Below are 12,646 nucleotides of genomic sequence, written 5' to 3' on the forward strand. Positions count from 1 at the left end.
ATGCCCATACACCACTCTTGACGTTAGCTCTTCTGGTTAGCCGACCATCAGCTTTGATATCCAACTAGACGATATCCAACAGGCAACCTTAATTTGGTCTCTTGGCTACGTCTCGAGCGCGCCTTGAATCGGCGGAGACAACGAGTCTTAGGGAGAGGGCTTAACGACGCCTCAGTCAAGTCGACGGCACATACAGTGCGTCCTCGCGCCAAAGCGCCGTTGAAACTTCCTGGTCAACTTCACCTGTTTTGGAATCACGTCGACTGAGGTAAGAGTGAAGCCATAGCGAGCGAAAAAGCTTGGGTGCTCCGCCGTGAGCAGAGTTGCCTTGGTGCAACCGTTGGCGCGCGCTCGCATCAGTAGGGCGCCAACAAGATGCGTAGCTACTTGCTGGTCTCGATAGTCCTGGAGCACGGCCACTGTGTGGACAACAACGGTTTCGTCGAACTGCTCCCCACACGCACAACCAATAACGTTGTCGCCCAGTACAGCTACATGATAGAGGCGCACCGATGGCTCTACACCACCGCTTGGCAATCCGCATTTGTGGAGGACCTTCGAAATAGCTTGCACATCGGCTGGCCCAGCCGCGCGGATTTTGAGCGTCCTTATCATTCCCTTTCCTGACTCACGAACAGCAACGCGATGGCGTACACGCAACATCTCGCGGGCAACCAGCAGACCGTTCGTTGTTACACCACAGACTCAAGTGACGAAATCTGTAGGAAAATTCGCTATGCAACACCGGTTCTTGCCGACGAATCGACGAAACACCGCAAAAAACCGTTGTCGTCGACGTGGCAACACCGATGGTTGCAATGCCAACAACGCCAATGTAGCCCATGCTTACAACGTACCCGTATAGGGGTTAACACATATAAAGCCTCGTTACATGTATCACAAGCAGGTCATTTAAAAATGCAATGTGGAGTATGGCGCGCTCGAGCAAGCGAAACGCTTCTATCGAGAGATGGCTTGCAACTCCGTCGCGAGTGTCGAATGCACAACTTCGCTACCCCTTTGAGCCACGTTGCGCAGGTGATGACATAGCGGCACGAGGAAACAAATCGACATGCCCCCCCATGTCAATTTCCAGAAAATTTGTTTTCAGGAACACATGAGTTTTGGCATCAGATGGCAACACGCGCCGCCACGTATAAAGCTGTAGCAGCAACTGTAGTCAGAGCTTTCATATCCAGCCGATGGCACATGACCGCAAGATGCCAGCCCCTCGTTCGCTGGCCACGTCTTGTGGATGCGCTCGGGCAGACGGTCGTCCCAACGCTCGCGCAGCCTTTGAGGGACTCTTTTACTCGGCGCAGCCGATTGCTCTCCTATTTCCATCACGCTATGATACTTTTCAAATAGTGCTCCGCTCACACATGTGGTCGCAGCTCCTGGTGAGTTTGCGCATAGCGTGACGAACGGGGCCGCTGGGCCAGGGAAGGTCACTTCCGAGACGATAGCTACAAGCAATGGAGGTGCGCCGATGGCTGCAGTGGCACTCGCGGTCTGTGCTAGCAAACGCGCTGGTATTGCAGCAAGCTGAGCGGGATACCTATCTTGACGAGATGCTCAGGGCATACTTCGCTTATGGCGATTTCACCGAGAATCCGATTGACTACATTTTTCGGCGTGTCGCCAATGGCGTACAGAAGTTCACGTGAGAGAATGATACTGCACCAGCACGATATCGTTGAGGTTACCTCATTCTCGCCACAGCCGACCCATTGGCATGGCGTGGTCACTCCCCATACTTACCACACGCTGAGGCAAGGGACTAACATTGTTATTTCGTGGATGGCGAGGGCGCGATGAATACATTTGACAGCAGCATCATTCACTTCTTGAACCAGTTCGCTTTCCGCTCTGCCTTCTTCGACCGTGCCGCGTTGGCAATGACCCAGCTCTATATATTGCGCGGCTTGCCATTGATTACACTGCTGTGGTGGCTCTGGTTCCGAGACAGTCCGACCAAGCAGCACGACCGGGAAATCATCATCACAACTATTGTCGCCAGCCTTTGCGTGTTGGCCCTGGGCCGATTCCTGGCTCACTGGATGCCATTCCGCATTCGCCCCTTTGCGAACCCGGAATTGGGATTACGCTTTATCGAGTCCTCAGAAGACCGGATTCGAATTTGGAGCGCTTTCCCGAGCGACCATGCGATGTTGTGGTGCTCCGTGGCGACCGGAATTCTGCTAGTGTCCTGGCGAATTGGCATCATTGCACTGGCGTATGCCTTCCTGTTTATCTGCGTGCCACGTGTTTACGTTGGACTGCATCATCCGACGGATGTGCTTGGCGGCGCAGCGCTGGGCGTGTCAATGTGCTTTTTGCTGAATCTCACGTGGTGCCGCCAGATTATAGCGGCCCCGGTTCTGCAATTTTCGAGTCAATACCCAAGTGCTTTCCATGTATGCATGTTCCTACTGAGCTTCGGACTGGTGACCCATTTTGACGAGTTGCTCATGCTGAGCTCCTCGTTACTCAAATACATTTGAACAATAACACCTCGCCGCCTCGTGATGCAGTTCGAAGCTGCTCACCGCCGAGCAATTGGATGATTGGCGAGGTCCTGCCTGCCATCGCCTCTACGGTAAGCGCCTCATGAGAAGTGATGTTGCCCCTGTTTGGTGTAGCTCTTAGCGCTCGGGTTATGCGGCCCTTTTACGCTGTGCCGCATGCCAGCGTTGCTCGTATTGCATGGGGCTGAGATAACCCAGCGTGGAATGCGGCCGTCGGTGATTATAGAAGGCTATCCAGTCGAGCACCGCGTCCATGGCCTCCCGCCGGGTGGCGAACTTTCTTCCGTGCAAACTGGCGGTCTTGAGCCGTCCCCAGAAGCTCTCGGTCGGCGCATTATCCCAGCAATTCCCCTTCCGGCTCATGGACGAGCGCATGCCCCAGTCGCGCATGGTGCGTGCTCGACGTGCTGGCCAACATCGAGCACTGGACCCACTTCACCCGACACTTCGGCCCGCTCTCGGGCAGCGACCCCAAGATCCACCACGCCGGCGAGCGGTACCTGCTCACGATCTTTGCCATGGGCTGCAAACTCGGACCCACCCGGGCCGCCCGACACATGGGGGACCGGGTCACGCCGCACATGACGTCCTTCGTCAACCGCCGGCACCTGAGTCTGGAACCAGCAGCAGTTCTGCGAATCCATTGTTGTTGTCTGTCAATTCATCGCCCGACTGTTGGACCATTGAGGTTGTCGAACACAGCTCTGATTTTGGCCAACCGTTTTCGCAGGCTCGCAATGCGACTAACCCAGTTCGTCAACGTTTCCTTCGGATCGCCCAAAAGCTAGGCCGAAATCGTATTGCTCGGTCCAGAAGAACAGCACGGCGTCGAACCGCTCGCGCCGACCGAGCATGTTGCGTGCCGCGGTCTGTCCCTGGCGTTCGGCCACCACCCAGTGTTCGGCGCGGATGTGCTCGCCGGTGAGCCGGTCCGGCCAGCGTGCAATGTCGCCAGCCGCGAAGATGCCCGGCACGCTCGTCTCGAGGTATTCGTTGACGGTGATGCCGCAGTCAATGGCGAGGCCCGCCCGCTCCGCGAGTGCGATCATCGGCCGTACGCCGATGCCGATAATGACAAGATCAGCAGGTAGATACTCCCCACTCATCAGTTGAACTCCCTTCGAGTCTATAGAGATCGCTGTTGAGCCGAGATGGAACGTTACTCCGTGGCGTTCGTGGAGCCAGCGGATGAAGTTTCCGACGTTCGTTCCGAGGAGTTTCTCCATGGGAACGCTATCCGTCGCAACCACGTGCACCTCGATATTGCGAGCGCGCAGCGATGCTGCCACCTCGAGATCGATGAAACTCGCGCCGATCACCACTGCTCGCTCTGCAGTGAGTGCGCTGGCCATAAGTGCGCGGCCGTCGGCGAGCGAGTGCAGATAGTGCACGTGCTGGAGGTTCCTCCCCACCCCCCCCAGCCGCGCCGGCTCCCCGCCGGTGGCGAGCAGCAGCGCATCAAAGGCAACGTGACTGCCGTCCACGAGTCGCAGGTGCCGGCTCGATGTGTCGAGCGAGGCGACGGGCGCATCCAGCTTCAGGTCAATGCGATTTGCCTGATAGAACGCCAGTGGACGCAGCGGATTCGACTCTGCGGACGTGGTGCCTGCCAGGATACTTTTCGAGAGTTCGGGTCGATCACACGGTCTCGCTTCATCGGCGCTCAGCAGGGTGATAAGCCCGGAATAACCCTCGCGCCGAAGCGTCTCGGCGGCGGCGTTGCCTGCCGCGCCGCCGCCCACGATAGCGATAGATTGAGGCGTGCCGGCCACCTGCGGCAACTGTTTCTGTTCCGCAGGCACCAGCTTAACGTACCCGCTGCCGTCCTGCTGTTCGACGCGCCAGCTGGCAACCGAGTCAAGCGCCGGGGCGCAAAGCGCGTCATCGGTGCGCAGGCTGTAACAGGCTTGATGGCACGGGCAACGAACCGGGTCGTCAACCAGCATCCCATTGGCCAGTGGAGCGCCGTAGTGCGTACGATGAGTGCCAATCGCGAACATCTCGCCTGCGCGCCGCAGAAGCAATACCGGCTCGCCGTGTGCGTGCCCCGGCAGCATCTCGCCGTCGGTGACTTCTGAAAGCGCAATGCCCCTGGCGAGGTCGGGTCCGCTTAGTTTCTTCGCTGGTTCGTTCATTCGACTCTCCTGACGCCGACGATGGCGGGCAGGTCCCACCCGCCACTTCGCAGGACAGACGCGGCAGCGCGCCGCTATTCACGTCCTTCGACACCAACCCCCGTAGACATGCACCTTGGCCATCAGGCCAGCCTGAAACAAAGAACAGTGCGACACCGGCGATCGAAGGCAGAACCAGCGTGCCGATGCCCGAACCCCATCCTTGTGGGATTCCGGGGACGTAGCCAGATATTGACCGTAAACAGCTCGACGACGGTGAGTGATCTCCATGTGGGCCAGCGCAATCTTGCTGCCTGGCGGAGCGCCACCCTTGTGAAGAGGTCCACATATCCTGGTACTACCGCACAGAGCGCGCCGACGAGGCCACCGATCATGCTGCAAAGCGCGACGGTGGACCACGCGTCTCCTCGCGCGCCGGCCAGACGGATGACGTCGCAGACGAGGGAAAAAATCCAGAGACCGATGGAAAAGACAATCAGCATCGGATGGATGAGATGTTTGATGTTCGCGGTAGTACGCACGCGTATCTTCCGTTGATCGCTGGACAATTCGCGACAGGGCGAAACACGTTCCGGCATCTGATGCCCTGTCACAAACAGCGCCTGATGCGCCCGCTCTCGCTCATGCATGCCTCACGGGAGCGATCCCGGAATGCCCAATGCGTGCAGCGACGGGATTTCACATTCGTCAGCGGCTCAGCCGTATGGAAGCAGTCAATGCCGCTCAGCGATGCATCTTTTTCAGCGCGCCACCTTTGTGCATCGCGATGTGGTCGGTCTTGTCACTCCTGATCTCGTACTGCGGATCATCCGCGCTGGCGTGATGAGTGTGCCCCTTGTAAACGGTGTCTTTCGTATGCACCTTGACGATCTTGCCGCTGACATGACCGGCCTCCGAGTTCCAGGTCACGTGATCGTCAACCTTGAATCTTGTTGTCATGATGGAGTCCTCCATTCGGTGCTGAGTGCAGTGATGCTGCGGCGGATCGCGCAAACGTGTCACGCAATCAACAGCAAAGTCAGGTGCTCTCATGCATCTCAATATATATCATCTTGTGATATATTTTAAAGTAAGTTGCGCTACAGAGATTGACACGGAATCCGAACAGGTGGCTTCAGCTGATCGCTTGCGTGTTATTCCGGTTCGGCAGGCAGGGCCGGCAGCCAGCTGCTTTCCAGCGTCGCCTGCGGTCGGACGCCATGTATGTCCGGCTTCACGAAGTGGTGCCGTCATTGAATCAGCGTTGGGAGCAATGCCATGGACAAAGCAACGCATCCGCCGTCGGACGCCCGAATCACAGCAAGGCGCAAGAAGTTCGCGCCCGGACCACTCGCGGCGTTTAAGGCATTCAGCGACAGCGTTTTCGCCGACGGCGCACTGCTCACGACGATGAAGCAGTGCGCCGTGGTAGTTGCCCATGTCACTGAGTGCCCCTATTGCATACGCGGCCACACGGCGGGGGCCCTGAAAAAGCGGCGCGACCGGGCAGGAAATCATGGAGGCCATCTGAATTGCGGCCGAGATGCGTGCGGGCGCTGCGTATGCCCGTTCGGCGCTGGCGCTCGACACGACGGCGGCGAATCCGAATTCGAGTTCGGACGAGGGGCTCCATGCCCACGGTCATTGATCCACTGCAAGCCGAAATCGGCAGACTGGGACGCCACCAGGAGCGCGATGGTCGTCCGAATCAATGCTTCGCCAGCGCCGATGATTGATGCACAAATAGAGATGGATAATGCGAACCGTGATGTCGTGCTCGCCACACTGAATGCGTTGCTGGAGGCGGAGCGTGCAGGTGCGAAGGTGACCTCGCAGACGGCAGCCGAAATCAGTGATCCCGATCTCAGGCGACTTGTGGCCAGCATCCGACAGGACGAGGCACGCTGGTGCGTCATCCTGACCAAGGCACTTTTTGGCGTGGCAAGCTACACCTACCCGGAGAACCGGCGCGCTTTACAACAAGGCGATGGCTATCGCCGACCTGCCGCAACGCATGGCCTTCCTGAACCGGGGCCAGGGCTGGCTCGTTCACAAGCTCGAGGCCTGCTGCCGGCAATCCACGAAGAGCAACTCCACAACGCGCTGGCCGCCATGCTGGCCTCCCACCGGGACAATATCCGGCGTGTTGAAGTTCAGCTTGCCGCGACGCAGGCGCGTATGTCGTCGGGCGAAAAGTGACCAGGTGCTATCGATCAAAAGACCATCTACAACCGGCAAAACGGAGAACTTGATGCTTTGGGAAACGAAGCTGGCGCAATGGACTGCCGCCGTGCGTGCTCACGCAAATGTGCCCGCACGTGTCGCGCTGTGGGATGGAAAATCGTACGATTTTGGCAAATTCGAACGGCCTGCAATCACGTTACGCGTGAAGACGGTAGCGGCGATGCCACTGCTCCTGGACCCAAGCCTCGACAACCTCGGTGAAGCCTATGTCAAGGAAAAGATCGATGTCGAAGGTAATCTGGCCGACATCATCGATATTGGCTATCGGCTTGCCACGGCGTCAGTGGGATCGCCGGGAAAACTACAACGTGTGGCACGGCATTTTACCCACTCGAAAGCCTCGGACAAGAAATCGATCCAGTATCACTATGACGTCTCGAACGATTTCTATCAGCTCTGGCTGGACCCTCGCATGGTCTATTCCTGCGCCTACTTCGAACATGGCGACGAAGACCTCGCGACGGCCCAGCTAAAGAAGATCGACCATATCCTCACCAAGATCCGACTGCGGCCAGGCCAGACGCTGCTCGACATCGGCTGTGGCTGGGGGGGCTTGGTCATTCGGGCCGCGCAGAAATTCGGCGCGCGCTGCTTGGGTGTCACGCTGTCCCGGAACCAGTTCGACTTTGCTACCGAGCGTGTCAAGGCGGCTGGCCTGGTGGACAGTATTGAAATCCGCCTGCAGGACTATCGCGACCTCGTTGGCCAATATGACCGCATCACCAGCATCGGCATGTTCGAGCATGTCGGCCGTAGACAACTGCCGGAGTATTTTGCGCGCATGCGGAAGCTAATTGCCGATGACGGTTTCATCATGAACCACGGCATCACCTCAACAGATCCAGGCAGTGACGAGGTTTCGCATGGCAGCAAGTTCATCGACAAGTATGTGTTCCCGGACGGCGAACTCCCGCATATCAGCCTCGCAATGCAAGCGATGCAGGAAGGCGGACTGGAAGCGTTCGACGTTGAGAACTTGCGTCGCCACTACGCGCGGACGCTGCGGCTGTGGAGCTGTAACTATGAAGCCAAAGCGACAACGCTGCGCGCATTGGTGGGCGAAGAAAGGTACCGCATCTGGCGGATCTACCTGGCTGGCTGCGCATACGCCTTCGAAAACGATATTCTCAGCATTTACCAGATTGTTGGACGCAAGGCTGGGCGTCGGGCCAGCACGCTTCCGTGGTCTCGTCGCTATATCTACGGAGTAGACACTACACTATAGACTAAGGACCGCTTGGTTAATGCCGCACGCCATCATGACTCGGCCGCTGGTTCAGTTACCTCTTCGAGCAACTCACTCCGCCTCGCTTTTGCGGTGGCTCAGATGGCTATTACTGGTCGTTATTCTGACGGCTATAGCAATTGCTGCACAATTCGTTCAGATGGAGATCGAAAGCTCGCGGCTACAGGCGCGCTACTTGTCCGGGTTGGGACATGACATCCGCTCTACCGTAGCCAATGGACCCAGCAACAGCATTCACTTTCCCGTGAGCGGCCCGTACGACGTGCGTCTTGGCTATACATCATTGCCGGTCTTTGAGCAGCGCTTGCTGGAGCGCGGATTCTCCATCACTGCGCAGGCACGCGACTCTGCAGCGATGACGTCGGTGGCGGACCACGGTCTGTTCATGCCCTATGAGGAAAAGGATCAGGCTGGTCTTCGCCTCTTCGACAGAGCCGGTGCGACGCTATATGATCGGCGCTATCCAGCGCGGATCTATGACAGTTTCGACGCTGTTCCTGCATTGCTCGTCAATGCGCTGCTGTTCATCGAAGACCGCAACCTGCTAGATGCGGATCAGCCGAACCGGAATCCTGCGATCGACTGGGGCCGCTTCGGCCGCGCAGTGCTTGATCAGGGACTGCGGATCGTGGATAAGCACCAGTTGACGCCAGGCGGGAGCACGCTCGCCACCCAGCTCGAGAAATTCCGTCATTCGCCTGGCGGCCGTACTGCAACCGCTCCCGAGAAATTGCGCCAGATCGCGTCCGCGTCAGTGCGGGCCTATCTCGACGGCCCTCAAACGCTGCCGGCGCGCAGGAGGATCGTCGTCAGCTATCTGAACACGGTGCCGCTTGCCGCACAGCCCGGCGTTGGCGAAATCGCGGGCATCGGCGACGGCATGGCCACCTGGTATGGGCGCGACTTCGGCGAAGTCAACCGCCTGCTGGCGCTCCCCCTATCTGCTGACACGCTCGGCGCACAAGCGGTCGCGTTCAAGCAAGCGTTGTCGCTGATCGTCGCGCAGCGCGCGCCATCCTACTTTCTGCGTCAGAACAACGCCGCGCTCGAACGGCTGACGGACAGCCACATACGGCTCCTGACGATCAACGGGATCATCCCGGTGCAACTTCGCGACGCCGCGCTGGCGGTCCATCTCGAACTGAAGCAGGCGTCGCCGCTGCGCCCGGAAGCATCGTTCGTCACACAGAAGGCGGTCACCGCGTTGCGCGCGCATCTGCTTGACGTGCTTGGCGTGGCGAGGGTCTATGACCTCGATCGCCTTGACCTCTCCGCACATGCAACTCTCGACGACTCGGTGCAACAGGCGGTCAGCGAGAGGCTGGCGCGCGCCACCACCCCGAAGGGCGCGAACGCGGCAGGCTTGTATGGCTTCGAGATGCTACGCCCGAAGGACGATCCGTCCAGAATAGCCTTCAGCTTCACGCTGTTCGAGCGGCATGACGGCGCGAACCTCGTGCGCGTTCAGACCGACAGCGTGGACCAGCCGTTCGACATCAACCAAGGCGCCCGCCTGAATCTCGGCTCGACGGCCAAGCTGCGAACGCTGATCACATATCTGCAGATCGTCGCCGCCCTGCATACGCGCTACGCACCGATGAGCACGGTTCAACTGCGCAGTGTCCACCCCGACAAACTGGATCTACTGACCCGCTGGGCACTAGACTATCTGTCGCACACGCCGGATCGGTCGCTACGTGCGATGCTTGAGGCCGCCGTCGAACGCACGTATTCCGCGAGCACTGGTGAGACATTTTATACGGGCGGTGGCGCCCAGAGCTTCACGAATTTCGAAGCGACGGACAACGGCAGAATCTTAACGGTCCATCGAGCGTTCCAGCATTCTGTCAATCTGGTGTTCGTGCGGCTGATGCGCGACATCGTGCACTATGAGATGATTCAAACGGCGGGGCCGTCGTCGCAATGGCTCGACGATCCGGTGGCGCGCCGTACGTATCTAATGCGTTTTGCCGATATGGAGAGCGGTGTCTATGAGCATCGCTTCTATGCCAAGTACCGCGGGATGAGGCCGGACGACGCGCTCGCCGCCGTGCTGCACGACGTGCACAAGTCGCCGTCGACGATCGCGACGATATTGCGCAGTGTGGCGCGAAATGCACTCGAGCCATGGTTCGACGCGCAGATGCGCGCCGCGTTGAGGGGCACTCCAGCGGCATCGCTGGCTCCCGCAGATCTCGCGAGACTCTATAAGAAATACGGCATCGACAGATTCAGTCTGAACGATCGAGGCTATATCGCCAGGGTGCATCCACTCGAACTGTGGACGGTCAACTACCTTCGCGATCATCCCCATACGACGGAAAGCGAAGTGCAGACTGCCAGTCGCGAGGCACGAATCGCTTCGTACGCTTGGCTTTTCAAAACACGCTACCACGCCACCCAGGATCGCCGCATCAGGCACATGGTCGAATTGCAGGCGTATGCGGAGATTGGCAATGCTTGGCGTGCGCTCGGATACCCGTTTGCGACAATCACGCCGTCATATGCGACGGCGATCGGCGCATCGGGCGACCGGCCCGCCGCACTCGCTCAATTGATCGGGATCATTGCGAGCGGCGGCGCGAAGCTGCCGGCCCGGAGCCTCATCGCGCTCGACTTCGCACAGGGTACCCCTTATGAGACGCATCTCACGAGTTCGGCCGGCGCCGGGGAGGCAGTGTTGCTACCCGAGATCGTCGATTTGGTGCATAGATTGCTGCGCGACGTCGTCCTCGACGGCACCGCGAAACGGCTGGCGGACGGAATACCAATTGCGGGTGGGCGCGTGCTGGACGTATACGGAAAGACAGGCACCGGCGATCAGCGGTTCAACGTATTCGCTCGCGGCGGCAGGCTGATCGAATCGCGCAAGGTCAATCGAACCGCGACATTCGTCTTCGTCATCGGGGACCGGTTCTTCGGCGCTCTCACCGCCTATGTGCACGAACCATATGCGGCGCGCTACGACTTCACGAGTGCGATGTCGGTGCAGTTGCTGAAGTCGCTAGCGCCGGTGTTACAACCCTTGCTTGGTGCGGATGACCACGTCATCCGCAACGAAGACGGTCCCTTGTCTACTTTGAATTTGCAAGTGCGTGCACCATAGCTCGTACCCGGCGATTTCGACGCTGTCGGCAACACTGAGCGAGACCACAGCCGCGACTCACGAACTGGCTGGCATATTTGGACGTTGTGGTGATTGCCAAAAAGTTCCGTGGCGTGCGCGAATCACGGCTCTATGTACGATCGAAACGCTAGTCGTTCCACTCCGGTCAGACTCGTTGAGCGTCGATATGATGTCATTCGCATCATCGCCTCCTCGCGATCCGGTTCCTTGCTGGAAGCCACGAGCCGCAACGGGCTACGCCATAACTTTCCGCGGCTCCCATCCCCACCCCTCCCCATTATTCGGCCTGTTTTTCAGCCCGTTCGTCATGGATCCCGCAAGATGTATTCTCCAAACGGCGCTTCCATCTCGTCACAACATATCACGGTGTGATAGGTTTGCCACGGACCTTTGTGGTTGTGAAAACGAAGAAATCCATCTTGTTGACTGGAGTATTTCGACACCTATACTTCCCTCGGAGTGGTTATGCTTCGTTATCCACGGAATCTCGTCGGCTACCATGCAGCGTCCTGTTTCACGCGAGCCACCACGCGAAGATAAGCCCTGCCCTGCTATCACCGACATCATACCGGCGCCGCGCCTGGCATCACTACCGCGGCGCAGCAGGTCACACAAGGATCAGTACCGTGCAGCGGCAGCACTATTGGTCGTGCCAGCCGAGAGCGCGAGGAGCAGATACATGTCATCACCATTCACGCAATCTGCGGACTCACCTGTCCAATCGACTACCGGCTGGCGTGGCCTGGTAGCCGACTGGTCGTCCGACCAGCAGGCGTTTAAGGTGTCGTGGGGAAAGGCCATGATGTGGATCTTCCTGGTATCCGACACCTTTATCTTCAGTTGCTTCCTGATTGGCTACATGACGGTACGGATATCAACCACGGCGAACTGGCCCAATAATGCACATGTCTTCGCACTCCATATCGGCGGCGCCGAAGTGCCATTACTGCTGATCGCCATCATGACATTCGTTCTCGTCACCAGTAGCGGCACCATGGCCATCGCGGTCAATTTCGCCTATCGCCGTGAACGCGTGAAGTGTGCCATGTTCATGCTGATGACGGCTCTCCTTGGCATCACCTTCGTCTGCATGCAAGCATTCGAATGGACAGAGTTGATCGTCGGTGAGGGCGTGCGTCCATGGGGCAACCCAATGGGGGCGGCGCAATTCGGCGCGACCTTCTTCACGATCACCGGCTTCCACGGGTTGCATGTGACATGCGGGGTGATCTATCTGTCGACAGTGGCCATTCGCGTACTGCGCGGCCGATACGAGGGAGGCGGAAACTACCAGATCGTCGAAATTGCTGGCCTGTACTGGCATTTCGTCGATCTGGTCTGGATTTTCATCTTCGCCCTCTTCTATCTCTGGTAAGACCCATCCAGG

Annotated in this window: 9 protein-coding genes and 2 pseudogenes; 6 read left to right on the forward strand and 5 right to left on the reverse strand. The window is 58.5% G+C overall.

Annotation, left to right across the window (positions count from 1 at the left end):
* Nucleotides 1-171: 171 nt before the first annotated feature.
* Nucleotides 172-663, reverse strand: coding sequence for a GNAT family N-acetyltransferase (locus CF70_RS09645; protein WP_349675101.1), 492 nt, complete (start codon nucleotides 661-663; stop codon nucleotides 172-174).
* A 1,151-nt stretch (nucleotides 664-1,814) separates the two neighbouring features.
* Between CF70_RS09645 and CF70_RS09655 the strand changes: the two genes are divergently transcribed.
* On the forward strand, nucleotides 1,815-2,504 hold the full coding sequence (locus tag CF70_RS09655) for a phosphatase PAP2 family protein (protein WP_035863549.1): 690 nt from the start codon (nucleotides 1,815-1,817) through the stop codon (nucleotides 2,502-2,504).
* Nucleotides 2,505-2,657: 153 nt separating this feature from the next.
* On the opposite strand, the pseudogene CF70_RS34695 reads toward CF70_RS09655, so the two are convergent.
* Nucleotides 2,658-2,918, reverse strand: a pseudogene (locus tag CF70_RS34695) (integrase core domain-containing protein); the annotation flags it as partial.
* 5 nt (nucleotides 2,919-2,923) lie between these two features.
* Here CF70_RS34695 and CF70_RS34700 point away from each other — a divergent pair.
* Nucleotides 2,924-3,148 (forward strand): annotated as a pseudogene (locus CF70_RS34700) (Tn3 family transposase); the annotation flags it as partial.
* Between the two features lie 123 nt (nucleotides 3,149-3,271).
* On the opposite strand, the gene CF70_RS09665 reads toward CF70_RS34700, so the two are convergent.
* The 3 genes from CF70_RS09665 to CF70_RS09670 form a co-directional block, all read right to left on the reverse strand.
* Complete coding sequence (locus CF70_RS09665) at nucleotides 3,272-4,663, reverse strand: FAD-dependent oxidoreductase (RefSeq protein WP_081862101.1); 1,392 nt, start codon at nucleotides 4,661-4,663, stop codon at nucleotides 3,272-3,274.
* Between the two features lie 122 nt (nucleotides 4,664-4,785).
* A complete protein-coding gene (locus tag CF70_RS35815) occupies nucleotides 4,786-5,292 on the reverse strand; it encodes a DUF2231 domain-containing protein (protein ID WP_152561760.1) in 507 nt (168 codons plus the stop codon).
* A 94-nt stretch (nucleotides 5,293-5,386) separates the two neighbouring features.
* Entirely contained in the window at nucleotides 5,387-5,602 is a 216-nt protein-coding gene (locus CF70_RS09670) for a DUF2945 domain-containing protein (protein WP_035863616.1), read from the reverse strand.
* 318 nt (nucleotides 5,603-5,920) lie between these two features.
* On the opposite strand from CF70_RS09670, the gene CF70_RS37605 reads away from it, so the two are divergent.
* The 4 genes from CF70_RS37605 (at nucleotide 5,921) to CF70_RS09690 (ending at nucleotide 12,634) form a co-directional block, all read left to right on the forward strand.
* The gene (locus CF70_RS37605) at nucleotides 5,921-6,841 is read left to right on the forward strand and encodes a DUF6306 domain-containing protein (protein ID WP_255350643.1); all 921 of its coding nucleotides are present in this window, start codon (nucleotides 5,921-5,923) and stop codon (nucleotides 6,839-6,841) included.
* A gap of 52 nt (nucleotides 6,842-6,893) precedes the next feature.
* Nucleotides 6,894-8,111, forward strand: a complete 1,218-nt coding sequence (locus CF70_RS09680; RefSeq protein WP_035863552.1) for an SAM-dependent methyltransferase — start codon at nucleotides 6,894-6,896, stop codon at nucleotides 8,109-8,111.
* 34 nt (nucleotides 8,112-8,145) lie between these two features.
* Nucleotides 8,146-11,238 carry a transglycosylase domain-containing protein gene (locus CF70_RS09685; protein WP_081862106.1) on the forward strand — a complete coding sequence of 1,031 codons (3,093 nt, stop codon included), beginning with the start codon at nucleotides 8,146-8,148 and terminating at the stop codon, nucleotides 11,236-11,238.
* 700 nt (nucleotides 11,239-11,938) lie between these two features.
* Nucleotides 11,939-12,634, forward strand: coding sequence for a heme-copper oxidase subunit III family protein (locus tag CF70_RS09690; RefSeq protein WP_035863554.1), 696 nt, complete (start codon nucleotides 11,939-11,941; stop codon nucleotides 12,632-12,634).
* The last annotated feature ends 12 nt before the right edge of the window (nucleotides 12,635-12,646 follow it).

Source organism: Cupriavidus sp. SK-3 (genome assembly GCF_000611145.1).
Classification (GTDB): domain Bacteria; phylum Pseudomonadota; class Gammaproteobacteria; order Burkholderiales; family Burkholderiaceae; genus Cupriavidus.

Bases quoted from the DNA above. Each gene is read 5' to 3' on its own strand.
- CF70_RS09670 (WP_035863616.1), bottom strand. From the start codon at position 5,602: ATGACAACAAGATTCAAGGTTGACGATCACGTGACCTGGAACTCGGAG.
- CF70_RS35815 (WP_152561760.1), bottom strand. From the start codon at position 5,292: ATGCATGAGCGAGAGCGGGCGCATCAGGCGCTGTTTGTGACAGGGCAT.
- CF70_RS09680 (WP_035863552.1), top strand. From the start codon at position 6,894: ATGCTTTGGGAAACGAAGCTGGCGCAATGGACTGCCGCCGTGCGTGCT.
- CF70_RS09645 (WP_349675101.1), bottom strand. From the start codon at position 663: ATGTTGCGTGTACGCCATCGCGTTGCTGTTCGTGAGTCAGGAAAGGGA.
- CF70_RS09665 (WP_081862101.1), bottom strand. From the start codon at position 4,663: ATGAACGAACCAGCGAAGAAACTAAGCGGACCCGACCTCGCCAGGGGC.
- CF70_RS37605 (WP_255350643.1), top strand. From the start codon at position 5,921: ATGGACAAAGCAACGCATCCGCCGTCGGACGCCCGAATCACAGCAAGG.
- CF70_RS09655 (WP_035863549.1), top strand. From the start codon at position 1,815: ATGAATACATTTGACAGCAGCATCATTCACTTCTTGAACCAGTTCGCT.
- CF70_RS09690 (WP_035863554.1), top strand. From the start codon at position 11,939: ATGTCATCACCATTCACGCAATCTGCGGACTCACCTGTCCAATCGACT.
- CF70_RS09685 (WP_081862106.1), top strand. From the start codon at position 8,146: ATGACTCGGCCGCTGGTTCAGTTACCTCTTCGAGCAACTCACTCCGCC.